The 23396-nt window shown below is 70.9% G+C and carries 18 protein-coding genes; 13 read left to right on the forward strand and 5 right to left on the reverse strand.

The window, feature by feature from the left end:
• Positions 1–479 precede the first annotated feature (479 nt).
• From SAVERM_RS27520 to SAVERM_RS27530, 3 genes are all read right to left on the reverse strand, one after another.
• Complete coding sequence (locus SAVERM_RS27520; protein WP_010986734.1) at positions 480–2732, reverse strand: heavy metal translocating P-type ATPase; 2253 nt, start codon at positions 2730–2732, stop codon at positions 480–482.
• Positions 2733–2837: 105 nt separating this feature from the next.
• On the reverse strand, positions 2838–3077 hold the full coding sequence (locus tag SAVERM_RS27525) for a heavy-metal-associated domain-containing protein (protein WP_010986735.1): 240 nt from the start codon (positions 3075–3077) through the stop codon (positions 2838–2840).
• 310 nt (positions 3078–3387) lie between these two features.
• Positions 3388–4086, reverse strand: a complete 699-nt coding sequence (locus tag SAVERM_RS27530; RefSeq protein ID WP_010986736.1) for a TetR family transcriptional regulator — start codon at positions 4084–4086, stop codon at positions 3388–3390.
• Positions 4087–4253: 167 nt separating this feature from the next.
• On the opposite strand from SAVERM_RS27530, the gene SAVERM_RS27535 reads away from it, so the two are divergent.
• Complete coding sequence (locus SAVERM_RS27535) at positions 4254–6572, forward strand: MMPL family transporter (RefSeq protein ID WP_010986737.1); 2319 nt, start codon at positions 4254–4256, stop codon at positions 6570–6572.
• Between the two features lie 75 nt (positions 6573–6647).
• Positions 6648–7691: a zinc-dependent alcohol dehydrogenase family protein gene (locus SAVERM_RS27540; RefSeq protein WP_010986738.1), complete on the forward strand. Its 1044-nt coding sequence runs from the start codon at positions 6648–6650 to the stop codon at positions 7689–7691.
• Between the two features lie 75 nt (positions 7692–7766).
• On the opposite strand, the gene SAVERM_RS27545 is transcribed toward SAVERM_RS27540, so the two are convergent.
• Together SAVERM_RS27545 and SAVERM_RS27550 are read right to left on the reverse strand one after the other, a co-directional pair.
• The gene (locus SAVERM_RS27545) at positions 7767–7967 is read right to left on the reverse strand and encodes a helix-turn-helix transcriptional regulator (protein WP_037649824.1); all 201 of its coding nucleotides are present in this window, start codon (positions 7965–7967) and stop codon (positions 7767–7769) included.
• A 643-nt stretch (positions 7968–8610) separates the two neighbouring features.
• Entirely contained in the window at positions 8611–9528 is a 918-nt protein-coding gene (locus tag SAVERM_RS27550; RefSeq protein WP_037649822.1) for a sugar phosphate isomerase/epimerase family protein, read from the reverse strand.
• Between the two features lie 123 nt (positions 9529–9651).
• On the opposite strand from SAVERM_RS27550, the gene iolC reads away from it, so the two are divergent.
• The 11 genes from iolC to SAVERM_RS27605 all read left to right on the forward strand — a co-directional run bounded on the left by iolC (position 9652) and on the right by SAVERM_RS27605 (position 23329).
• Positions 9652–10602 (forward strand): 5-dehydro-2-deoxygluconokinase, encoded by a 951-nt coding sequence (gene iolC / locus SAVERM_RS27555; RefSeq protein WP_010986741.1) that lies wholly within the window; start codon positions 9652–9654, stop codon positions 10600–10602.
• Positions 10603–10754: 152 nt separating this feature from the next.
• The gene (locus tag SAVERM_RS27560; protein WP_037649915.1) at positions 10755–11633 is read left to right on the forward strand and encodes a Cgl0159 family (beta/alpha)8-fold protein; all 879 of its coding nucleotides are present in this window, start codon (positions 10755–10757) and stop codon (positions 11631–11633) included.
• Positions 11634–11640: 7 nt separating this feature from the next.
• A complete protein-coding gene (iolB, locus tag SAVERM_RS27565; RefSeq protein WP_010986743.1) occupies positions 11641–12462 on the forward strand; it encodes a 5-deoxy-glucuronate isomerase in 822 nt (273 codons plus the stop codon).
• Positions 12459–14342: a 3D-(3,5/4)-trihydroxycyclohexane-1,2-dione acylhydrolase (decyclizing) gene (iolD, locus tag SAVERM_RS27570; RefSeq protein ID WP_010986744.1), complete on the forward strand. Its 1884-nt coding sequence runs from the start codon at positions 12459–12461 to the stop codon at positions 14340–14342. The genes iolB and iolD overlap by 4 nt, the downstream gene beginning before the upstream one ends.
• 14 nt (positions 14343–14356) lie before the next feature.
• Positions 14357–15859: a CoA-acylating methylmalonate-semialdehyde dehydrogenase gene (gene mmsA, locus SAVERM_RS27575; RefSeq protein WP_010986745.1), complete on the forward strand. Its 1503-nt coding sequence runs from the start codon at positions 14357–14359 to the stop codon at positions 15857–15859.
• A 299-nt stretch (positions 15860–16158) separates the two neighbouring features.
• Entirely contained in the window at positions 16159–17568 is a 1410-nt protein-coding gene (locus SAVERM_RS27580) for an APC family permease (RefSeq protein WP_010986746.1), read from the forward strand.
• 173 nt (positions 17569–17741) lie between these two features.
• On the forward strand, positions 17742–20378 hold the full coding sequence (locus SAVERM_RS27585) for an alpha/beta fold hydrolase (protein WP_037649818.1): 2637 nt from the start codon (positions 17742–17744) through the stop codon (positions 20376–20378).
• Positions 20375–21238, forward strand: a complete 864-nt coding sequence (locus tag SAVERM_RS27590; RefSeq protein ID WP_010986748.1) for an ABC transporter permease — start codon at positions 20375–20377, stop codon at positions 21236–21238. The genes SAVERM_RS27585 and SAVERM_RS27590 overlap by 4 nt, the downstream gene beginning before the upstream one ends.
• A gap of 602 nt (positions 21239–21840) precedes the next feature.
• Positions 21841–22098, forward strand: coding sequence for a hypothetical protein (locus tag SAVERM_RS27595; RefSeq protein ID WP_042493633.1), 258 nt, complete (start codon positions 21841–21843; stop codon positions 22096–22098).
• A gap of 298 nt (positions 22099–22396) precedes the next feature.
• Positions 22397–22657, forward strand: coding sequence for a hypothetical protein (locus SAVERM_RS27600; RefSeq protein ID WP_010986750.1), 261 nt, complete (start codon positions 22397–22399; stop codon positions 22655–22657).
• A 411-nt stretch (positions 22658–23068) separates the two neighbouring features.
• On the forward strand, positions 23069–23329 hold the full coding sequence (locus tag SAVERM_RS27605; RefSeq protein WP_063774004.1) for a hypothetical protein: 261 nt from the start codon (positions 23069–23071) through the stop codon (positions 23327–23329).
• Positions 23330–23396 lie beyond the last annotated feature (67 nt).

The following is a 23396-nucleotide window of genomic DNA, read 5'->3' on the forward strand; positions in this document are numbered from 1 at the left end:
GCGCCCCGCTACCGGTCCCCCCACGGGCCGGCAGTCGGGGCGCTTTCCTTGTCCCGGTACGGATTCCCCCCACGGGATCCGGCCGGGCGTCTGTGGGAACAGCGCCTGAATCGCTGCGAGCTAAACGAGCAAAACCCCCTGCGCTACCGCGGTCTGCCGGGACGCGTACGGATCGGGAGGGCCGCTCAAAGCTCCCCGGTGTACGTGCCCCGGCAACGCAGTTCCGGGAACGTCCCCCAAGACATCCCCAGATGCCAGTCACGCCCCCCAAGACGCTTCTGACATCGCCAACTTAGACTCACGAACCCCTTCGGTGGTTACGTTCACATCACTGTGATCTGCGTCTCTTGCATATGTCCTGAAGGTGCGCAAGAGAACCGATACGGCGATCGAGGCCCAAGCGTAAGGATGATGCGCGAGCCTTGTGAAGAGCTTATGTGAGGCCCGCGTTGGACTCTAGAGGGACTCCTGCCTCAACGTCATGAGAATGTCCTGAGCCGAAGGCTGTTCGTCACCACGAACACCGAGGAGAAGGCCATGGCCGCCCCCGCGATCATCGGGTTGAGCAGCCCGGCCGCGGCCAGCGGCAGCGCGGCCACGTTGTAGCCGAAGGCCCACACCAGGTTCCCCTTGATCGTGGAGAGCGTCCTGCGCGACAGCCGGATCGCGTCCGCCGCCACCCGTAGATCCCCGCGCACGAGCGTCAGGTCGCTCGCCTCGATCGCCGCATCCGTCCCTGTGCCCATCGCGAGCCCCAGATCGGCGGTGGCGAGCGCGGCCGCGTCGTTGACCCCGTCGCCGACCATCGCGACCGTACGGCCCTGTCCGCGCAGCCGTTCGACGACGGCCACCTTGTCCTGCGGCAGCACCTCGGCGATCACCTCGTCGATGCCGACCGCACGGGCGACCGACTCGGCGACCGCCCGGTTGTCACCGGTCAGCAGCACCGGCGTGAGCCCCAGGGCGCGCAGTTCGCGTACCGCCTCGGCGCTGGTCTCCTTGATCGCGTCGGCGACGGTCAGGACGCCGAGCGCCACGCCGTCCCGGGACACCACGACGGCCGTACGCCCCTCGGCCTCGGCCGTCGCCTTGGCGCGTGCCAGGCCCTCCGGGAGGGCCACCTCGGGAAGCCGGCCCACCAGGACCTCATGACCTTCCACGCGCCCGCGTACGCCGAGCCCGGGGACGTTCTCGAAGCGCTCCGGCGCGGGAAGGGCCCCTGCGCGCTCCTGAGCGCCCGCGGTGATCGCCCGGGCGATCGGGTGCTCGGAGGCGTGTTCCAGGGCTCCTGCGAGCCGCAGGACCTCCTTCTCGGCGGCGCCCTCGGCGACGTACACCTCCTGGAGGGTCATACGGCCGGTCGTCACCGTTCCGGTCTTGTCCAGGACGACGGTGTCGACGCGGCGTGTGGACTCCAGGACTTCGGGGCCCTTGATGAGGATGCCGAGCTGGGCGCCGCGGCCCGTGCCGACCATCAGCGCGGTCGGGGTGGCCAGGCCCAGGGCGCACGGGCAGGCGATGATCAGCACCGCGACGGCCGCGGTGAACGCGGCGACCGTGTCATCGGTGACCGCGAGCCAGACCCCGAACGTGCCGAGCGCGATCAGCAGGACGACGGGCACGAACACGCCGGAGATGCGGTCGGCGAGGCGCTGCACCTCGGCCTTGCCGTTCTGCGCGGCCTCGACGAGCTGTGCCATCCGAGCGAGTTGGGTGTCCGCGCCGACTCGCGTGGCCTCGACGACGAGGCGCCCGCCGGCGTTCACGGTCGCGCCCGTGACGGTGTCCCCCACGGTCACGTCCACCGGTACCGACTCGCCGGTCAGCATGGACGCGTCGACCGCCGAGTCGCCCTCGACGACGGTGCCGTCGGTGGCGATCTTCTCGCCGGGCCGTACGACGAAGCGGTCGCCGACGGTCAGCCGGGTCACCGGAACGCGTACCTCACGACCGTTCCGTACGACGGCGACGTCCTTCGCGCCCAGCTCCATGAGGGCGTGCAGGGCCGCACCCGCGCGTCGCTTGGAGCGGGCCTCCAGATAGCGGCCGAGGAGGATGAACGCGACGACACCGGCGGCGACCTCCAGGTAGATCGTGGACGCGCCGTTCCCGCGGGAGACGGTGAAGTCGAAGCCGTGGCGCATGCCCGGCATCCCGGCGTGCCCCCAGAACAGCGCCCACACGGACCAGCCGAAGGCGGCGAGCGTGCCCACCGAGACGAGCGTGTCCATGGTGGCCGCGCCGTGCCGGGCGTTGGTGAACGCGGCCTGGTGGAAGGGCAGCGCGCCCCAGACGACGACGGGCGCGGCGAGGGTCAGCGACAGCCACTGCCAGTTGTCGAACTGGAGGGCCGGGATCATGGAGAGCAGGACGACGGGCAGGGCGAGCAGGACGGAGACGGTGAGCCGCCCGCGCAGCGACGTCAGCTCGGGGTCTTCCTCGGATGCCCGGGACGGCTGGGGTTCCTCGGGCGCCTCGGGCCGCGGTGGTGGCGGCTCCGTCGCCGTGTAGCCGGTCTTCACCACGGTGGCGATGAGGTCGGCGACCTCCACCTCCGCCGGGTAGGAGACCCTCGCCTTCTCCGTCGCGAAGTTCACCGTGGCTGTGACGCCGTCCATCCGGTTGAGCTTCTTCTCGACGCGGGCCGCGCAGGAGGCGCAGGTCATCCCGCCGATGGTGAGCTCGACCTGCGAGGCCGGGCCTATCGGTGCCTCTGCGGTGGTGCTGCTCATGTCCGTACTCCAGAGAATGTGCCGGACCGCACGGATCCAGTATCAGCTGGTCGGTACGGCCCGGTGTGGAGAGTGGGGAGAGGGGAGGTCCAGGGGGCTCGGTGCTCAGGCCCTGCCGGCGAGTTCGAAACCCGCCTCGTCGACCGCGGCGCGCACGGCCTCGTCGTCGAGGGGCGCGGCGGAGACCACGGTGACCTCGCCGGTGGACGCGACGGCCTTCACCGAGCTGACGCCGGCGATCTCGGCGATCTCGCTGGACACCGAACCTTCGCAGTGTCCGCAGCTCATCCCGCTCACCTGGTAGACGGTCGTGGTGGAACCCGGGGTTTCGGTCTCGGCGGTCATGTCGTTACTCCTCATCGAGGCGCGTGGGGCTTAGGTGACTTACAGTATACCCCTAGGGGGTATTTACCCAAGAGGGGGCGCGATGGGTCGACGGGTGCGCTCGGTTCACTCGAATCAGTGAGGCGATGAGGGCCGAGCGCCCGCGGGAAACGCCGGGGGCGCGACGGTGGGGATGCGTCGGTCGGGTGAGAGCCCGCTGGGGAAGCGAAGGAAGCGTCCGTCGGGGTGAACCCCGCTGGGGAGGCGTCCGCTCGGTGGCGGTGGCGGTGAGCGAGCCGGTGGACGCCGGTGGACGGCCGGGTGGGGCGGGTCAGCCCGCGGTGTCCTCGACCAGGGGCTTCAAGTAGCGGTACATGACCGTCTTCAGCTCGGCGATGTACGCGTCCCGCTCGGCGCCCTCATGGGACATGACCAGGTCGAGGCCCGCCTTGAAAAGGGTGACCGTCATCGTCGCCGTGCGGGTGCGCTCGTCCGGCGGGGCGTCCGGCAGATAGCCCGCGATGATCTCCTCGACGCGGGTGAGGATCGCGCCCCCCAGGACGCCCTTCTCCTCGGTGATCCGGCAGGGGGTGTCAGGGCCGTGCATCAGGACGCCGAAGGCGGGGTTCTCGACGTTGAAGGCGATCAGCGGGTCGAGGACCGCGTCGAGCATCTCGTCCAGCGGGAGCCCGATGTTCTCCGCGGCGAGCGCCTGCCCGTGCGACTCCCGCCAGTCGTGGAGCAGCCGGTCGCTGAGGCCGACGGCGATCGCTTCCTTGTTCGGGAAGAACTGGTACAGCGTGCCCGGCGAGACGCCGGCCTCGCGGGCGATCGCGTTCGTGCTCGCGCCGGTGTAGCCGGCCCGGCAGAAGACCGAGGCCGCGGCTTCCAGGAGCTGGACGATACGGCGCTCGCCGCGGGCCTGGCGGCGGCGCGGTCTGTCCTTGTCGCCCGGCCGCTGCTCCTCGGAAGTGTCCTGTTCGTCGGAGGTGTTCGGCCGCTGCTCCTCGCTCTGCTGACTCTCGGGCACGAGTTATCCCCAGCTCTCGGGACGCGATTGACAAACGCGAGTGGTCACTCGCATTCTTGAAAAACGCGAGCGACTACTCGTGTTTGCCAGTCTATGGCAATGGACGACCCATGCTGCCTGCACGGATGTACCGGGACGCGGGGTCACGGTGAAGGGGACACCGCGTCATGTCCGAAGTCAACAGCGCAGATGACGGAGAGCGACCCGACCGGGGCGGTGGGCCGGGGAGGGATCCGGGCGGTGGCGTGCGGCTGGGTGGCTGGACCCGGTTCGTGACCGCGCGGCCACGGCTCTCGCTGCTCGTCGCGCTGCTGCTCACCGCCCTCGCGGTGGTCGCCGGCGGCGGGGTCGCCGACCGGTTGGGCAGCGGGGGCTGGGAGGACCCGGCCGCGCAGTCCACCTACGCGACCAAGGTGCTGGAGCGGGAGTTCCCCGGCTCACAGCCCAACCTGCTGCTCCTCGTCGACTCGGGGCGCCGGTCCGTCGACGCTCCTTCGGTCGCCGCGGAGGCGAAGCGGCTGGCCGCGCGGCTCGCCGCCGAGCCGGGCGTCACGGGCGTCGGCTCGTACTGGCAGTCGGGCGCACCCACCCTGCGCGCCGAGGACGGCCACGAGGCGCTCGTCGCGGCTCGCATCACAGGCGACGAGAAGACGGCGAGCGAGACCCTGGACCGCTTGGCGCCCACCTATCGGGGCGCGCACGGGCCGGTGAAGGTCAAGGTCGGCGGCCCGGTGGCCGTCCGGCACGAGATGCAGACAACCATCCGGGAGGATCTGACCCGGGCCGAGCTGATCGCCCTCCCGGTGACCTTGGTCCTCCTGGTGATGGTCTTCGGCAGCGCGGTCGCCGCCCTGCTGCCGCTCGGCGTCGGCATCGTCGCCATCCTGGGGACCAACGCGGTGCTGCGCGGCATCACGGAGTTCACGGACGTGTCCGTCTTCGCGATGAACCTCACCACGGCCCTGGGGCTCGGCCTCGCCATCGACTACGCCCTGTTCATCGTGCGCAGGTTCCGCGAGGAGCTGGCGACGGGCGCGGAGCCGCCGGCAGCCATCGCCGCCACCCTGCGCACGGCCGGGCGCACGGTCCTCTTCTCGGCCCTCACGGTCGCCGTCTCGCTGGCCGCCATGCTCCTGTTCCCGCAGTACTTCCTGCGCTCCTTCGCCTACGCGGGCATCGCGGTGGTGCTGCTGGCGGCCGGTGCGGCGCTGATCCTCCTGCCGGCCGCCCTCGTCCTGCTGGGACACCGGGTGAACTCGCTGGACCTGCGGCGGGTGTTCCGACGTGGGAAGTCACGAGAGACGACCGGGGCGGGAGCCGCCGGGGAGCGGACGGCCGCCGGGGAGCGGACGGCCGACGGAGGAGCCGCCTGGGGCCGGATGGCGTCGCTCGTCATGCGCCGGGCACCCCTCTTCGCCGTGGCCACCACGGTCGGCCTCGTCGTCCTCGGACTTCCCTTCCTGGGCGTGAAGTTCGGCACGGCGGACGACCGCCAGCTGCCCTCGAGCGCCGAGGCCCATGTGGTGCAGCAGCACATCCGGGAGGGCTTCCCGGGCAGCCCCGGCGGCGGTCTGGAGGTGCTCGCCGAGGGACGGGCGACCGAGACGCAGTACACCGCCTACAAGGAGCGGATCGCCGCACTGCCCGAGGTGCGCCGCGTGGACGGTCCCCTGGTGAAGGGCGACACGGCGTACTTCGCGGTGCAGCCGAAGGGCGAGGCCGTCGACGAGGGCGCCCAACGCCTGGTGGGCGAACTCCGCGCGACGGACGCCCCGTTCGACACCTCGGTGACGGGCACGGCCGCGGTCCTGGTGGACTCGAAACACGCGATAGCCGACCAGCTGCCCTGGGCAGCGGGCTTCATCGCCGTGGTCACCCTGTTCCTGGTCTTCCTGCTGACGGGCAGCGTGCTGATCCCCGTCCAGGCGGTGCTGCTCAACGCACTGAGCCTGACGGCCATGTTCGGCGCGGTGGTCTGGGTCTTCCAGGACGGCCATCTCTCCGGCCTGCTCGGCTTCACCAGCTCCGGCTCGATCGAGACGACCCTTCCGGTCCTGATGTTCTGTGTGGCCTTCGGCCTCTCCATGGACTACGGAGTCTTCCTGCTCTCCCGGATAAAGGAGGAGTACGACCGCACGGGCGACCACCGCGACGCGGTCCGCTTCGGCCTCCAGCGCACCGGGGGCCTGATCACCGCGGCGGCGGTCATCCTGGCCGTGGTGATGGTGGCGATAGGCACCTCGCGAGTGACCAACACCAAGATGCTCGGCCTGGGCATCGCGCTGGCGGTCCTGATGGACGCGATGGTCGTACGCAGCCTGCTGGTACCGGCGGTCATGCGGCTGACGGGCCGGGCCACCTGGTGGGCCCCGGCGCCACTGCGGCGCTTCCACGAGCGGTTCGGACTGAGCGAGGGGGAGCCTCCGGCGGCGCCCGAGGAGAAGGAGGCCGACCAGGAGCGGGACAAGGTCGCGGCACCCGGCTAGCGTTCGGCCGAAGAGACGATCTCCAGGCTCTCCGGTCGGTGGGAGGTCCTGGACGCGGGCGGAAGGCTTGGGCGTATGCGTGCGGTGGTGTTCGAGCGGTTCGGGGAGCCGGCCGAGGTGCGGGAGGTGGCGGATCCGGAGCCCTCGGAGCACGGGGTCGTGGTGCGGGTCGAGGCGACCGGGTTGTGCCGGAGCGACTGGCACGGGTGGGTGGGGCACGACCCGGACATCACGCTGCCGCATGTGCCGGGGCACGAACTCGCGGGCGTGGTCGAGGCGGTGGGCACCCGGGTGAGCGGGTGGCGGCCCGGCGACCGGGTCACCGTACCGTTCGTCTGCGCCTGCGGAAGCTGCGCCGCGTGCGCGGCGGGCGATCAGCAGGTGTGCGAGCGGCAGGCCCAGCCGGGATTCACGCACTGGGGCTCCTTCGCGCAGTACGTGGCGCTGGAGCACGCGGACGTGAACCTGGTCGCGATGCCGGACGAGCTGTCGTTCGGGACGGCGGCGGCGCTGGGCTGCCGGTTCGCCACGGCGTTCCGGGCGGTGGTGGCGCAGGGCAGGGTGGCGGCGGGGGAGTGGGTCGCCGTGCACGGCTGCGGCGGCGTCGGACTGTCGGCGGTGATGATCGCGGCGGCCTCCGGCGCCCGCGTCGTCGCCGTCGACGTCTCGCCCCAAGCCCTCGACCTGGCACGGAAGTTCGGCGCGGCCGCGAGTGTGGACGCCTCGCGCGTCGAGGACACGGCGGCGGCGGTCCGTGAGCTGACCGGCGGCGGCGCCCATCTCTCCCTCGACGCGCTCGGCTCACCCGTCACCTGCGTGGCTTCGGTGAACGGGCTGCGCCGCCGCGGCCGGCACGTCCAGGTGGGCCTGCTGCCCTCGTCCACCGGCTCCACCCCGGTCCCCATGGCCCGGGTGATCGGCCTCGAACTCGAGGTCCTCGGCAGCCACGGCATGGCGGCGCACGCCTACCCGCCGATGCTGGAGCTGGTGCGCGCGGGGGTGCTGCGCCCCGACCTCCTGGTCACCTCGGCGATCCCGCTGGACACGGCCCCGATAGCGCTGGCGGCCATGGGGACGGCCCCGGGGGCGGGGGTGACGGTCATCGAACCGTGGCGCTGAGCCCGTAGTCCGAGGGCGCCGGTGCCGGCGCACGCACCCCGCCCACGTCGGGGGCAGGGTGCGGCAGCGACGCGGTCAGAGGTCTCTGCGGCCGCGGTTGCCCGGCCGGGAGGCGACCCAGGCCCGGACGGTGTCGGCGTACCAGTAGGGTTTCCCGCCCTCCACATGGTCGGGCGGTGGCAGCAGACCGTGCTTGCGATACGACCTCACGGTGTCCGGCTGGACCCGGATGTGCGCAGCGATCTCCTTGTACGACCAAAGGCGACGGTCGGTCATCAGTGGCACCTCCCCGCGCGCGCCGCGGCGTCGGCCGGGACGGCCGTCGGGGGAGCCGGACGCTGCGCTGGCGATCACAAAGCCTGTGCCCCGTGAACGACAGAGAGTGAGGAGAGGAAAGCGTCTGTTGACCGAGTGTGACCCGGGACCCGCCTACACGTGACGGATGTGACAGGAAGAGGGACTTTGTGACACGAGCGAGGTATTTCCCCGGCACGCAGGACGGGCCGGACCCGCCGCGCCGTATCCGGCCCGCCGGCTCCCCGCTTCCCCCGGGCTCCCGCTGAACGCGCAGCGTGCCGTCAGCCGATCCTCCCGGTCTCGGAAAAAGCGCACGGTCCCCCCGAGCGCCGAGCGCCGAGCGCCGAGCGCCGAGCCCCGAGTCCCGAGCCCGGTCCGCCGAGCCCCGAGTCCCGAGCCCGGTCCGCCGAGCCCCGAGTCCCGAGCCCGGTCCGCCGAGCCCCGAGCGCCGAGCCCCGAGTCCCGAGCCCGGTCCGCCGAGCCCCGAGTGCCGAGCCCTGAGTCCCGAGCCCGGTCCGCCGAGCCCCGAGCGCTCGGCGGACCGCAGAGCCCGCAGAGTCCGCACAGCCCGCAGAGTCCGCAGGGGCCAGGAACCCGGAGCCCCGCGCCTCCCGCGGCCCCTCTACGCCCCGCAGGACCGCAAGAACGCCCGGGTTCGCTGGGCGATCGGCAGTGGCTTGTCCGGCTCGCACGGGTACATGTCCTGCTCGACGATCGCGAAGAGGTCGACGTCCAGCTTCTGCGCGGCCGCCAGCACCGGCTCCAGTGCCGGTACGCCGGACGGCGGCTCGCACATCACGCCACGGGCCACGGCCGGACCGAAGGGAACCTCGCCGGCCCGGACGTCGGCGAGGATCTCCGGGTCCACCTGCTTCAGGTGCAGGTAGCCGATCCGCTCCCCGTAGGTCTCGATGAGCTTGACGCTGTCGCCGCCGCAGTACGCGTAGTGCCCGGTGTCCAGGCACAGCGACACCGCGGACGAGTCGGTCCCGTCGAGGAACCGGGTGACGTTCTCCTCGCTGTCGATGTGCGTGTCGGCGTGCGGGTGGACGACGATTTCCAGCCCGTAGCGCTCGCGCACCTCACGGCCGAGGCGCTCGGTCCCCGTCGTGAGGTGCCGCCACTGCTCAGCGGTCAGCGTGCTCGGCTCCAGTACCTCGCCCGTCTTGTCGTCGCGCCAGAAGGACGGGATCACGACGAGGTGCGACGCGCCCATCGCCTGGGTGAGTGCCGCGATGTCCGACACATGCGCCCAAGTGGACTCCCACACGTCCGGCCCCCGGTGCAGCCCGGTGAACACCGTGCCGGCGGAGACCTTGAGCCCGCGCCGCGCGGTCTCCTCGGTGAGCACCGCGGGGTCGGTGGGCAGATAGCCGTACGGGCCCAGTTCGATCCACTCGTACCCGGAGCGGGCGACCTCGTCGAGGAAGCGCTGCCAGGGCACCTGCCGGGGGTCGTCGGGGAACCAGACGCCCCAGGAGTCGGGAGCCGACCCGACGCGGATGCGGGAGAGTGAGGACTGTGGTGACAACGACGTCATGGGCGCCAGCTTCCGACCGGGAGAAAGCGCTGTCAAGGTGTCGTCCGAATGTCTGGACAAAACATTGACAGGGCTCCCGCGACCCGACTAGACCTGTGGGCAGCCGATTGCGAAGGGGAGTCGATGGCGTACGACCTGATCACCATGGGACGGATCGGAGTGGACCTCTATCCGTTGCAGACGGGCGTGCCCCTCCCACAGGTGACGTCCTTCGGGAAGTTCCTCGGCGGCTCGGCGACGAACGTCGCGGTGGCCGCGGCGCGGCTCGGCCGCAGCACCGCGGTTGTCACACGGACGGGTGATGACCCGTTCGGCACGTACATCCACGAGGCGCTGCGCGGCTTCGGTGTCGACGACCGCTGGGTCACGCAGGTCGCCGGGCTGCCGACACCGGTCACGTTCTGCGAGATCTTCCCGCCGGACGACTTCCCGCTCTACTTCTACCGGCAGCCCAAAGCGCCGGACCTGGAGATCGACGCGCACGAGCTGGACCTGGACGAGATCCGCGCCGCGCGCATCTTCTGGATGACGGGCACCGGCCTGAGCGAGGAGCCCAGCCGCACGGCCACCCTCGCGGCCCTCGCCCACCGCGCCAAGTCCGGTACGACGGTCTTCGACCTCGACTGGCGCCCCATGTTCTGGGCCGACCCCGCACAGGCCCGCCCCTTCTACACCGAGGCCCTGCGCCACACCACGGTCGCCGTCGGCAACGTCGACGAGGTGGAGATCGCCACGGGAGAGCGGGACCCGCACTCGGCCGCTCGCGCGCTGCTGGCCGCGGGTGTCGAACTCGCCGTCGTCAAGCAGGGCCCCAAGGGCGTCCTCGCCGTCCATCGCGACGGTACGACGGCCGAGGTCCCGCCCCTGCCCGTCAAGGTCCTCAACGGCCTCGGCGCAGGTGACGCCTTCGGCGGCTCGCTCTGCCACGGGCTCCTCGACGGCTGGGACCTGGAGCGGCTCATGCGGTACGCGAACGCGGCGGGCGCCATCGTCGCCTCCCGCCTGGAGTGTTCCTCCGCGATGCCCACCCCGGCCGAGGTCGAGGACGCGCTCACGGCGGGAGCGGTCCTGTGAGGGCGGGGCAGGTCGGCGGGGGCCGGCACGGAGACGAACAAGGCGCAGGAGACGGCGGCGCGCCGGCGCGAGGCAGCGACGGCCCCGCACGCGCACGAAGCGGAGACGGCCCCACGCACGCGCGCGTGGGCGACGGCACTCCGCACGCGCGCGTGGACGTCGCCCACCTCGTCCGCACCCGCACCCACCACCCCGAGGCGATCGCCGAGGCCGCCGCGCGCCGCCCCCGCCGCGCCCTCCTCGGCAACGACACCGGCCGGCTGATGATCGTCGCCGCCGACCACCCCGCCCGCGGTGCCCTTGCCGTCGGCGACCGCACCCTGGCGATGGCCAACCGTGCCGACCTCCTGGAGCGGCTCTGCCTCGCGCTGTCCCGCCCCGGCGTGGACGGCGTGCTCGCCACCGCCGACATCCTGGACGACCTGCTGCTCCTCGGCGCCCTCGACCGCAAGGTCGTCATCGGCTCGATGAACCGCGGTGGACTGGCGGGCGCCTCCTTCGAACTGGACGACCGTTTCACCGGCCACCGCCCGCAGGACATCGAGCGCCTCGGCTTCGACGCGGGCAAGCTGCTCCTGAGGATCGACTACGACGACCCGGGATCCCTCAACACCCTCGAATCCACCGCCCGGGCCATCGACGACATGGCCGCGCGCAGACTCCCCGTCTTCGTCGAGCCGTTCCTGTCCCGACGCGGGGCGGACGGCAAGCTCCGCAACGATCTGAGCGCCGAGGCCGTGATCAAGTCCATCGCCATCGCCGCCGGCCTCGGCGGCAGTTCGGCGTACACCTGGCTGAAGGTCCCCGTCACCGAGAACCCGGACGACATGGCCCGGGTCATGGAGACCTCGACGCTGCCCGCCGTCCTGCTCGGCGGCGACGTCGGCGAGGACCAGGAGGGCGCGTACGAGAAGTGGCGCGGCGCGCTGCAACTTCCCACCGTTCAGGGGCTGGTGGTCGGCCGGTCGCTGCTGTACCCGGCGGACGGCGATGTGGCCGCCGCCGTGGACACCGCCGTAGGACTGCTGTGAGGGCCGCATGACCACCAACCTGTACGTCCCCCAGGGCGCCACCTCGGGCCCCCAGTACGTCCTCGACATCGACCCCGAGCGGGCCGGCTGGACGTACAGCAGCCTGCGGATCGTGGAGCTCGCGCCGGGCGGCACCCACACCTTCACCACCGGTGACAGTGAGTGGATCGTGCTTCCCCTGGGCGGCGCCTGTACCGTGGAAATCGAGGGCAAAGAGTTCCAACTCCTGGGCAGGGAAAGCGTGTTCGCGGGGGTCACCGACTTCGCGTACGTGCCCCGTGACGCCCGGGCACAGATCGCCTCCGGCGCGGGAGGCCGCTTCGCCCTGGCAGGAGCGAAGTGCGAGCGCCGACTCCCCGCCCGCTACGGCCCCGCGCCGGAGGTTCCCGTCGAAGACCGAGGCAGCGGCAACTGCGCCCGCCAGGTGCGCAATTTCGCCTCCGCCGACGCCTTCGACTGCGACAAGCTCATCGCCGTCGAGGTCATCACCCCCGGCGGCAACTGGTCCTCGTACCCGCCGCACAAGCACGACGAGAACCGGCCCGGAGCCGAAACGGAACTCGAGGAGATCTACTACTTCGAGATCGACGGCCCGAACGGTTTCGGGTACCAGCGCGTATTCCCCTCACGCGTGGGCGGATCCGACGTCCTCGCGGAGGTCCGCACCGGCGACGCCGTCCTCGTCCCCGACGGCTGGCACGGCCCGTCGGTCGCCCAGCCGGGCCACGCCATGTACTACCTGAACGTCATGGCGGGGCCGGGTCAGGAGCGGCAGTGGCGGATCTGCTTCCACCCGGACCACGTAGAGAGCACAGGGGGGTACCGATGACCTCGACGACGAGGCTGACGGTCGCACAGGCGCTGGTGCGCTTTCTCGCCGCCCAGTACACCGAGCGCGACGGCATACGGCAGCGGCTGATCGGCGCGACGTGGGGCATCTTCGGCCACGGCAACGTCGCCGGGATCGGTCAGGCGCTCGTCGAGTACGCCGACGACATGCCGTACCACCAGGGCCGCAACGAGCAGGCCATGGTGCACGCGGCGGTCGGCTACGCCCGGCAGTCGAACCGGCTGTCCACCCACGCGGTCACGACCTCCATCGGCCCGGGTGCGACGAACCTCGTCACCGGCGCCGCCCTCGCGACCGTCAACCACCTCCCGGTCCTGCTCCTGCCCGGCGACACCTTCGCGACGCGCCCGGCGGACCCGGTCCTCCAGCAGCTCGAAGTCCCGTACGCGGGCGATGTGTCGGTCAACGACTGTCTGCGTCCGGTGTCGAGGTACTTCGACCGCGTCACCCGCCCCGAGGCGCTGATCCCGGCCGCGCTCCAGGCGATGCGGGTGCTCACCGACCCGGTCGAGACGGGCGCGGTCACGCTCGCGCTGCCGCAGGACGTGCAGGCGGAGGCGTACGACTGGCCGGAGGAGTTCTTCGCCGAGCGGACCTGGACCGTGCGCCGTCCGGGCGCCGACCCGACCGAACTCGCGGAGGCCGTGCGGGCGATCCGGGTGGCCCGGCGCCCCCTCCTGGTGGCCGGCGGCGGCGTCCACCACAGCCGGGCCGAGGAGGCGCTCGCGGAGTTCGCCGAGGCCACCCGCATTCCGGTCGCCTCGACGCAGGCCGGCAAGGGTTCACTGCGCTGGGATCACCCGCAGGACGTCGGCGGCGTCGGCCACACCGGCACCGCGACCGCCGATGAGCTGGCCCGCACGGCGGACCTGGTGATCGGCGTGGGCACCCGGTACACCGACTTCACCACCGCCTCGCACACCCTCTTCACCGGCGACGGCGTCCGCTTCCTCAACCTGAACATCGCGCCCTTCGACGGCCACAAGCTCTCCGGCCTGCCGCTGATCGCGGACGCCCGCAGCGGCCTCCAGGAGCTGACCGAGGCGCTGCTGATGCACGAGCACCGCGTCCCGCCCGCGTACGTGAGCGAGTACACGGAGGACAAGGAGCGCTGGGAGTACCGGGTCGACGCGGCGTTCGAGGCCGAGGATCCGGACATCCGGCCCACCCAGCCGCAGGTCCTCGGTGCCCTCGACGAACTGGTGGACGAGTCCGACATCGTGCTCAACGCGGCCGGCTCGCTCCCCGGTGACCTGCACAAACTGTGGCGGACGCGCTCCCGCGACCAGTACCACCTGGAGTACGGCTACTCCTGCATGGGCTACGAGATCCCGGCCGCGATCGGCGTACGGCTGGCCGCCCCCGACCGCCCGGTGTGGGCGCTGGTCGGCGACGGCACGTACCTGATGATGCCGACGGAGATCGTCACGGCCGTGCAGGAGGGCATCGCGATCAAGGTCCTGCTGATCCAGAACCACGGGTACGCGTCCATCGGCGGTCTGTCGGAGTCGGTGGGCGGCGAGCGGTTCGGCACCGCGTACCGCTACCGGTCCGAGGACGGCCAGTACACGGGGGCTCCGCTGCCCGTCGACCTCGCCGCCAACGCGGCCAGCCTGGGCATGCGGGTCCTGCGCGCGAAGACGGTCCGTGACCTGCGGGCAGCGCTCGCGGAAGCCCGCGCCGCCGACACTCCCACATGTGTCTACGTGGAGACCAAAACGGCAGACACAGTGTCGGGCGCGCCTCCGGCACAGGCCTGGTGGGATGTACCTGTGGCCGAGACCGCGACCCGTTCGTCGGCGGTCAAGGCACGTGAGCTGTACGAACGGCACGTCTCGACCCGACGCCGCCATCTGTGAAGGAGTACTCGGTCATGACGAAGATCGTCAACCACTGGATCGGCGGCAAGACCGTCGAAGGCGCGTCGGGCACGTACGGGCCGGTCACCGACCCGGCGACCGGCGCGGTCACCACGAAGGTCGCCTTCGCGACGGTCGACGAGGTGGACGCCGCGGTCGCCGCCGCGAAGGACGCCTACGCGACCTGGGGCCAGTCCTCGCTGGCCAAGCGGAGCACGATCCTCTTCAAGTTCCGGGCGCTGCTCGACGCCAACCGGGACGCGATCGCCGAGCTGATCACCGCAGAGCACGGCAAGGTGCACTCCGACGCGCTCGGCGAGGTCGCGCGCGGGCTGGAGATCGTCGACCTGGCGTGCGGCATCACCGTGCAGCTGAAGGGCGAGCTGTCGACCGAGGTCGCCAGCCGGGTGGACGTCTCGTCGATCCGGCAGCCGCTGGGTGTCGTCGCGGGCATCACGCCGTTCAACTTCCCGGCCATGGTGCCGATGTGGATGTTCCCGCTCGCCATCGCGTGCGGCAACACGTTCGTGCTGAAGCCGTCCGAGAAGGACCCGTCGGCGGCCCTGAAGCTGGCCGAGCTGCTGGCCGAGGCCGGTCTGCCGGACGGCGTCTTCAACGTCGTACACGGGGACAAGGTCGCGGTCGACCGCCTCCTGGAGCACCCGGACGTCAAGGCGGTGTCCTTCGTCGGCTCGACGCCGATCGCCCGCTACATCCACACGACCGCCTCCGCGAAGGGCAAGCGTGTCCAGGCGCTCGGCGGCGCCAAGAACCACATGCTGGTCCTCCCGGACGCGGACCTGGACGCGGCCGCCGACGCCGCCGTCTCGGCCGCGTACGGCTCGGCCGGCGAGCGCTGCATGGCGATCTCCGCGGTCGTCGCGGTGGGCGCCATCGGGGACGAGCTGGTGGAGAAGATCCGCGAGCGCGCCGAGAAGATCAAGATCGGTCCGGGCAACGACCCGGCCTCCGAGATGGGTCCGCTGATCACCAAGGCGCACCGCGACAAGGTGGCCTCGTATGTGGCGGGCGCGGCGGCGCAGGGCTCCGAGGTCGTCCTCGACGGCACGGGCCACACGGTCGACGGCTTCGAGGACGGCCACTGGATCGGCCTCTCGCTGCTCGATAAGGTGCCGACGTCCGCGGACGCGTACCGGGACGAGATCTTCGGCCCGGTGCTGTGCGTGCTGCGCGTGGACTCGTACGAGGAGGGCCTCGCCCTCATCAACGACTCGCCGTTCGGCAACGGCACCGCGATCTTCACCCGGGACGGCGGCGCCGCCCGCCGCTTCCAGCTGGAGGTCGAGGCGGGCATGGTCGGTGTGAACGTGCCGATTCCGGTGCCGGTGGGCTACCACTCCTTCGGGGGCTGGAAGGACTCGCTCTTCGGCGACCACCACATCTACGGCAACGACGGCACGCACTTCTACACCCGCGGCAAGGTCGTCACCACCCGCTGGCCGGACCCGTCCGAGGCCCCGGCGGGCGTCGACCTGGGCTTCCCGCGCAACCACTGAGCACCCCCGTAGGGTCTCCGAGGCCGTCCGCATCGCGGACGGCCTCATTTTTTTCGGGGTGCGCGCTGCGGTTCCCGCACGGGCGGAAGAGAGCGCACGGACTGACCATCCGCGACGCAAATCACATGTGGATCATCTTTCAGCTACGGATTCCGTAGATGAACACCTATTGACGCGACGGTTTTCGTCAAGGTTCCATCAGCGCCGGGAGCGGACGAAGTGACGTACGACGCGAGCCGCCGGAGGCGATAGCGCTCCCGCCCGAAACACCTGACGCACGAGTCGATCGGAACCGCTTCATGACCGACACGCTCCGCCCCGCAGAGACTCCCGTACTGGACGCCGGCCCCCTGACGTCCGACGGCCCTCAGAAGCTCAAGCGCTCCATCGGCATCGTCGGCGGCACCCTGCTCACGCTCTCGTGCGTGACGCCCGCCTCCACGCTCTTCGTGGTCGTACCGGACCTCTTCGGTTCACTCGGCACCGCGACCGCCCTCACCATCGCGATCGGCTCGCTGCTCTGTATCGCCGTGGCGTTCTGCTACTCCGAGCTGGGCACCCTCATCCCCAGCGCGGGCGGCGAGTACGCCATGGTCTCCACGATGGCCGGGCGGCTCGCGGGCTGGCTGGTCTTCGTGCTCTCCCTGCTCGTTGTCATGATCGTGCCGCCGGTGATCGCCATGGGAACGGCGGACTACCTGGCGCCGATCGTCCACCTGGACCCGGCCGTCGCCGGCGCCGGCGTGATGCTCCTCGCCACCCTCGCCGGCCTGCTGGACCTGCGCGCCAACGCCTGGATCACCGGAGTCTTCCTGGTCCTCGAAGTCATTGCGGCGGCCGTCGTGGCGGTGCTGGGCTTCGCCCACAGCGAGCGCGGAGCCGGCAGTCTGGTCTCGATGCAGGTGGCCGGCTCCGGGGGCCACACGGACACCGTGACGGGCATGCTGGTCGTCTCGGGGCTCGCGATCGCCCTCTTCGTCACCCAGGGCTTCTCGACCGCCGTCTACCTCTCCGAGGAACTGGAGAACCCGCGCCGCAACGTCGCCCGTACGGTCCTCGCTACCCTCGCCATCTCGACCGTGATCATCCTGGTGCCGGTCGTCGCGATCACCATGGGCGCCTCGGATCTCTCCACGCTCACCGGCGGCGACATCAGCTCCATGGTCACCGCCTGGTCCAACTCCGCCGTCGGCACCTTCGTCAGCCTCTGCGTGGCCCTCGCGATCATCAACGCGGGCATCGTCATGGTCATCCAGAACTCCCGCGTCCTGTTCGCCTCGGCCCGCGACAAGGCCTGGCCCGAGCCGGTCAACCACGGCCTCGCCAAGCTCGGCCGCTTCGGCTCGCCCTGGGTCGCGACCCTCGCCGTCGGCGTCCCCGGCGCGCTCCTGTGCTTCGTCAACCTGGACACCCTGTACGGCGTGACCGGCGTCTCCGTCACCGGCATGTACCTGCTCGTCGCGGTCGCCGCCCTGCTCGCCCGGCGCGGCTCCCACGCCCACACGCCGGCCTGGCGGATGCCCCTGTGGCCCGCGATGCCGGTCCTGCTCATCGTGGTCCTCGCCTACATCCTCAGTCAGCAGGAGACCGGTTACCTCCTGTGGACCGGCGGCATCACGGCCGTGGCCACCTTGTACTGGGCCTTCTACCTGCGCCCGCGCCGCGACACCCGCTGGCTGGTGTCGATCCCGGAGGACACACAGGAGTAGGCCCCGCGGAGCCCGGCCCTGCCCAGGGCGGCACGGGCGACGTCGTTCGGGCGGTCCTCTCCCCGTGTACCACGCTTGCGGTACGCGGGGAGGGGACCGTACGCCTGGGGGAGGGGCACCACTTCCGCCCGGTGGCTGCATCGCTTGTCGGTGGCGGCCCGTACGGTTGACGCATGGATCTTCGACTGCCCGCATTCCGCAGGCCGCGCCGACTGGTGGCCGCGGTGGCCGCCGTCGTCGTGCTGGCCGGTGCCGGTACGTGGACGGCCGTCGCCTCGGACGAGGCGCCACCCGTGCACCGCACCGACAGAGCCATGGCGATGGGCGACGGGGTGAAGATCAACACGTCGTACTTCACCGCGGGCTCCGGCCGCCGCCCCGCCGTCCTCCTCGCGCACGGCTTCGGCGGCAGCAAGGCCGATGTGCGGGACCAGGCGCAGAAGCTCGCCCGCGACGGATACGCGGTGCTGACCTGGTCGGCGCGAGGCTTCGGCGGCTCCACGGGCAAGATCGGGCTGAACGACCCCAAGGCCGAGGTCGCCGATGTGTCGAAGCTCATCGACTGGCTGGCCCGGCGGCCCGAGGTCCAGCTCGACAAGAGCGGTGACCCGCGCGTCGGCGCAGCAGGCGACTCGTACGGCGGCGCGGTCTCGCTGCTGGCCGCGGGGTACGACGACCGGGTGGACGCCATCGCCCCGGCGATCACGTACTGGAACATGGCGGACGCTCTGTTCCCGAACGGCGTGTTCAAGAAGCTGTGGGCCGGCCTCTTCATCAACTCCGGCGGCGGCTGCGACAAGTTCGAGGCGCAGCTCTGCGCGATGTACAACCGGGTCGCCGAGTCCGGGAAGCCGGACGCGCAGGCGCGCGCACTGCTCGACGTCCGCTCGCCGTCCGCCGTCGGCAAGCGCATCAAGGTGCCCACCCTGCTCGTGCAGGGCCAGTCCGACTCCCTCTTCTCCCTCGGCCAGGCGGACGCCGCGGCCAGGGCGATCCGCGCCAACGGCGCGCCCGTGGACGTCGACTGGATCGCCGGGGGCCACGACGGCGGCAACATGGAGACGAACCGTGTCCAGGCCCGCGTCGGGGCATGGTTCGACCGCTATCTGAAGGACGAGAAGGGCGTCGACACCGGCCCGGCCTTCCGGGTCACGCGCACCGGCGGCGTCAACTCGACCGACGGAACGGCCCAGCTGCGGGGCGCGAGCGGGGAGACGTACCCCGGCCTTCGGAGCGGGCGGCGGACGATCGCGCTGAGCGGCCGCGAGCAGAACTTCGCCAACCCGGCGGGGGCGAACCCGCCCGCGCTCTCCGCCCTCCCCGGCCTGGGCGGCTCCGGAGGCCTCTCCCAGCTGTCGTCCCTCGGCATCGGAGCGTCACTCGACTTCCCCGGGCAGTTCGCGCGGTTCGACTCGGCACCCGTCACCCGCGACCTGCGGATCAGCGGATCGCCGACCGCGACGGTGCACGTGAAGTCGACCAGCGAGGACACCGTCCTGTTCGGAAAGGTGTACGACGTCGGCCCGGGCGGCACCCAGAAGGTGCTGCCGTCGCAACTGGTCACCCCGATCCGGGTCGAGGGCGCCAAGGAGGGCAAGGACGTCACCCTGAGCCTGCCCGCCATCGACCACGAGGTGCGGAGCGGGCACCGGCTGCGCCTCGTCCTGGCCTCCACGGACCTCGGCTACGCGTCACCGACGGCACCGGCGACGTACACGGTGTCCCTGAAGGGCGACCTGTTGGTGCCGACCGCGCCCGGCGTGACGACCGCGGCCGCGCCGCTGCCCGCCTGGGTGTGGTGGCTGCCCCTGGCCGGAGTGGTCGTGGCGCTGGCCCTGCTGCTGTCGGGCCGTCGTCGTACGGCGACCCCGGCACCCGATCCCGCACTCGCCGAAGTCCCCTTGGAGATCACGGACCTGAGCAAGCGGTACGCGAAGTCCGCGGACCGGTATGCGGTACGGGACCTGTCGTTCCGGGTGGAGAAGGGCCAGGTGCTGGGCCTGCTCGGACCGAACGGCGCGGGCAAGACCACCACCCTCCGCATGCTCATGGGCCTGATCAAGCCGGACGCCGGCGAGATCCACGTCTTCGGGCACGCGATCCGGCCGGGCGCGCCGGTGCTGTCCCGGGTGGGCTCCTTCGTCGAGGGTGCGGGTTTCCTGCCGCATCTGTCGGGCCGCGAGAACCTGGAGCTGTACTGGCAGGCGACCGGCCGCCCGTCCGAGGACGCCCACCTGGACGAGGCGTTGCAGATCGCGGGCCTGGGCGACGCGCTGGCCCGCGCGGTGCGCACGTACTCCCAGGGCATGCGCCAGCGTCTCGCCATCGCCCAGGCCATGCTGGGCCTGCCGGACCTGCTCATCCTCGACGAACCGACCAACGGCCTCGACCCGCCGCAGATCCGCGAGATGCGCGAGGTGATGATCCGGTACGCGGCGGCCGGCCGCACGGTGATCGTCTCCAGCCACCTGCTGGCGGAGGTCGAGCAGTCCTGCACGCATCTGGTGGTCATGGACCGCGGCCGCCTCGTCCAGGCGGGCCCGGTGCACGAGATCGTCGGTTCCGGCGACACCCTGCTCGTGGGCACGGGCACGCCGGTGGACGAGCCCGTCGTCGAGAAGGTGGGCGCGCTGCCCGGGGTGGCCTCGGCGGTCCGCACGGACGAGGGACTTCTCGTCCGCCTCGACACCGACGGCAGCGCCGGGCGGCTGGTCGTGGAGCTCGTACGGCTCGAAGTGCCCGTGGAGTCGGTGGGACCGCACCGCCGGCTTGAAGACGCCTTCCTCACCCTGATCGGAGGTGCCGCATGAGCACGCTCGTCGAGCGGACCGAGACGGCCGACGGATACCGCGCGCGGCGGACGCTGCCGCTGCGGGTCGAGTTCGTCCGGCAGCTGAAGCGGCGCCGCACTCTCGTCATGGGCGCGATCCTCGCCGTGCTGCCGTTCGTGCTGGTCGCCGCCTTCGCGATCGGCGGCGAACCCGGCGCACGCAACGGGCGGGTGACGCTGATGGACACGGCCACCGCGTCCGGCGGGAACTTCGCCGCGGTGAACCTGTTCGTGTCCGCGGGCTTCCTCCTGGTGATCCCGGTCGCGCTGTTCTGCGGTGACACGATCGCCTCCGAGGCGAGCTGGTCGTCGCTGCGCTATCTGCTGGCGGCCCCGGTGCCCCGGGCCCGGCTCCTGTGGTCCAAGCTCGTCGTCGCGCTCGGGATGAGCCTTGCGGCGATGGTGCTGCTGCCGGTCGTGGCGCTGGCGGTGGGCACGGCCGCGTACGGGTGGGGCCCGCTGGAGATTCCCACCGGCGGCACCCTGCCCGCGGGCACGGCGGCCCAGCGTCTGCTCGTCGTGGTGGCGTACATCTTCGCGTCCCAACTGGTCACCGCGGGGCTGGCGTTCTGGCTGTCGACCAAGACCGACGCCCCGCTGGGCGCGGTCGGCGGCGCGGTCGGCCTGACCATCGTGGGGAACGTGCTGGACGCGGTCACCGCCCTCGGCGACTGGCGCGACTTCCTGCCCGCGCACTGGCAGTTCGCCTGGGCCGACGCCGTACAGCCGCAACTGGAGTGGAGCGGCATGATCCAGGGCACGGCGATCTCCCTGACGTACGCCCTGGTGCTGTTCGCGCTGGCCTTCCGGGGTTTCGCCCGCAAGGACGTGGTGTCGTAGGTCGACGGAGGATCACCCACCGGTCTCGACGAGCCTTGCCCGCGCCCTCTTCGAGACCCATCCCCAACGCTCCGTAGCGCACGTTCCCGCCGCGGCCCGCACGGACGAGGGAGCGACGCCGAAGACGGCGGCTTCGTAGCGCGCCGCGGGCGCTCACCGCGGCGGACGGTCTGCTGCTGACGGGTTGTGTGCCGTGCCGGAGCGGAGACCCCGCACGGCACGCAGCGGACCGGCTTCCCACGCAGCGCGTCCGGCCGGTGCCCGTACGCCGACCATGCCGCGGCCACCGGCCGAGCGCCGGCCCCACCTCCGTGACGAGGCCGGGCGCTCGGTCGGCCACTCCTCCCATCGGGCCTTGCTGCCTGGCCTCTTCTGCGCCGGCCTGCCCACGGTCACTGGCCTCCCGAGGGCTGCCCGCAACAGTCGCCGCCTGCCGCAGTGCGGTCCGCGCCTCCGGTATGACTAAAGGGCATATAAAACATTTAGTCGCACTCAGCCCGATCTGCCGGGAATGAAGTGGTAAGTGAGCCCTGTGTTATCGTCTGTGACTGTCCGAGCACGGTCCGTAAGGGATCCGGGCGCGCGAAGAAATCGGAGAAGTGATGAGCAAGCTCAAGAAGGTCGCGGCCGTAGCGGTCATGGTCGGTGGCATGGCTCTCGGTGGCGGGGTCGCCAACGCAGCCGGCGGCCACGGGTACGACGACCCGGCTGACGTCATCATCGGCAACCTGCAGCCTGTGAACTGCCACCAGGACTTCGAGGGTGGCCTCGCGTTCGCGCCCGTTCAGCTCGCGTCCACCGAGGGCAACTCCCAGAACATCGGCAACTTCTGCACGGTGGTCGGTCCCGTCGAGGACTGATTCCAGGGTGCTGGGAAGAGCTGGTCTCGCACCTTGGGGTGCGAGACCAGCTTGCGTTGTGCGGCCTGTACGGCCATCGCGACGCTGGTTCTCGCGGTCCCGGCTCCGCTCCGAATGGTCACTCACTATTACGGCGCAGCCTGAGAAGTCATTTGGATTAAAAAGCATATATAGACACAAACACTCACTCAAATGGATGTGCCGGAAATGCAGCGTTAAGTGAGCCCTGTGTTAACGTCTGTGACTGTCCGAGCACGGTCCGTAATGGTTCCGGGCACGCGAAGAAAACGGAGAAGTAATGAGCAAGTTCAAGAAGGTCGCGGCCGTAGCGGTCATGGTGGGCGGCATGGCTCTCGGTGGCGGGGTCGCCAACGCAGCCGGCGGCCACGGGTACGACGACCCGGCTGACATCATCATCCCCAATCTGCAGACCGTGAACTGCAACCAGGAGTTCGAGGGTGGCCTCGCCTTCGCGCCCATTCAGGGTGCGGCCCTCGCCGGCTCCAACAGCCAGAACATCGGCAACTTCTGCACGGTGATCGGGCCCAGGAACGACTGATTCCGGGGCGTTGCGAAATGCCGGGTCTCGTGCTTTTGGTGCGAGGCCCGACATCCGCTCCTCGCCCCTTGGCGCATCGGGCGCCCCGATTCAAGGCCCAGTGCCGGCTCTCCCCTTCTGAGGCGCGGGTCTCGCGCCCCTCAGGGAGCCGTCCTTGGATTTCCATGACGTCGGCTCGTCGGCCAGCCCTCCACCCCGCACTTTCCGCGGGCCCGGCTCTCACCCAAATGGTCGCTCGCTATCGCGACGCAGTTCGGTGAGCCCGATGGGGGAAAGCGCATATGGGCATGAGTCATTACTCAATATGGAGTATCAAGAAATGCAGCGTTAAGTGTGCTGCATGTTATCGTCTGTAACTGTCCGAGCACGGTCCGTAAGGGATCCGGGCGCGCGAAGGAAAACGGAGAAGTGATGAGCAAGCTCAAGAAGGTCGCGGCCGTAGCGGTCATGGTCGGTGGCATGGCTCTCGGTGGCGGGGTCGCCCACGCCGGCGATGGCCCCCTGTACGACGACCCGTCCGGCGTCATCATCGGCAACCTGCAGCCCGTGAACTGCGACCAGGAGTTCGCGGGTGGCGCCCTCTTTGCGCCCGTCCAGGGGGCGGCTGCCCTCGGTGACAACCACCAGAACATCGGCAACTTCTGCACGGTGGTCGGTCCCGTCGAGGACTGATTCCGGGGCGCCGTGAAGAGCCGGGTCTCGCACCTCCGTGCGGGACCCGCTCCTCGGCCGGTCCTCC

It is taken from the genome of Streptomyces avermitilis MA-4680 = NBRC 14893 (assembly GCF_000009765.2).
Lineage (GTDB): Bacteria > Actinomycetota > Actinomycetes > Streptomycetales > Streptomycetaceae > Streptomyces > Streptomyces avermitilis.

What these genes read in the sequence shown, in the direction of transcription:
- SAVERM_RS27520 (WP_010986734.1), bottom strand. Translation starts at nt 2,732, where the DNA reads ATGAGCAGCACCACCGCAGAGGCACCGATAGGCCCGGCCTCGCAGGTC.
- SAVERM_RS27525 (WP_010986735.1), bottom strand. Translation starts at nt 3,077, where the DNA reads ATGACCGCCGAGACCGAAACCCCGGGTTCCACCACGACCGTCTACCAG.
- SAVERM_RS27535 (WP_010986737.1), top strand. Translation starts at nt 4,254, where the DNA reads ATGTCCGAAGTCAACAGCGCAGATGACGGAGAGCGACCCGACCGGGGC.
- SAVERM_RS27540 (WP_010986738.1), top strand. Translation starts at nt 6,648, where the DNA reads ATGCGTGCGGTGGTGTTCGAGCGGTTCGGGGAGCCGGCCGAGGTGCGG.
- SAVERM_RS27545 (WP_037649824.1), bottom strand. Translation starts at nt 7,967, where the DNA reads ATGACCGACCGTCGCCTTTGGTCGTACAAGGAGATCGCTGCGCACATC.
- SAVERM_RS27550 (WP_037649822.1), bottom strand. Translation starts at nt 9,528, where the DNA reads ATGACGTCGTTGTCACCACAGTCCTCACTCTCCCGCATCCGCGTCGGG.
- iolC (WP_010986741.1), top strand. Translation starts at nt 9,652, where the DNA reads ATGGCGTACGACCTGATCACCATGGGACGGATCGGAGTGGACCTCTAT.
- iolB (WP_010986743.1), top strand. Translation starts at nt 11,641, where the DNA reads ATGACCACCAACCTGTACGTCCCCCAGGGCGCCACCTCGGGCCCCCAG.
- iolD (WP_010986744.1), top strand. Translation starts at nt 12,459, where the DNA reads ATGACCTCGACGACGAGGCTGACGGTCGCACAGGCGCTGGTGCGCTTT.
- mmsA (WP_010986745.1), top strand. Translation starts at nt 14,357, where the DNA reads ATGACGAAGATCGTCAACCACTGGATCGGCGGCAAGACCGTCGAAGGC.
- SAVERM_RS27580 (WP_010986746.1), top strand. Translation starts at nt 16,159, where the DNA reads ATGACCGACACGCTCCGCCCCGCAGAGACTCCCGTACTGGACGCCGGC.
- SAVERM_RS27585 (WP_037649818.1), top strand. Translation starts at nt 17,742, where the DNA reads ATGGATCTTCGACTGCCCGCATTCCGCAGGCCGCGCCGACTGGTGGCC.
- SAVERM_RS27590 (WP_010986748.1), top strand. Translation starts at nt 20,375, where the DNA reads ATGAGCACGCTCGTCGAGCGGACCGAGACGGCCGACGGATACCGCGCG.
- SAVERM_RS27595 (WP_042493633.1), top strand. Translation starts at nt 21,841, where the DNA reads ATGAGCAAGCTCAAGAAGGTCGCGGCCGTAGCGGTCATGGTCGGTGGC.
- SAVERM_RS27600 (WP_010986750.1), top strand. Translation starts at nt 22,397, where the DNA reads ATGAGCAAGTTCAAGAAGGTCGCGGCCGTAGCGGTCATGGTGGGCGGC.
- SAVERM_RS27605 (WP_063774004.1), top strand. Translation starts at nt 23,069, where the DNA reads ATGAGCAAGCTCAAGAAGGTCGCGGCCGTAGCGGTCATGGTCGGTGGC.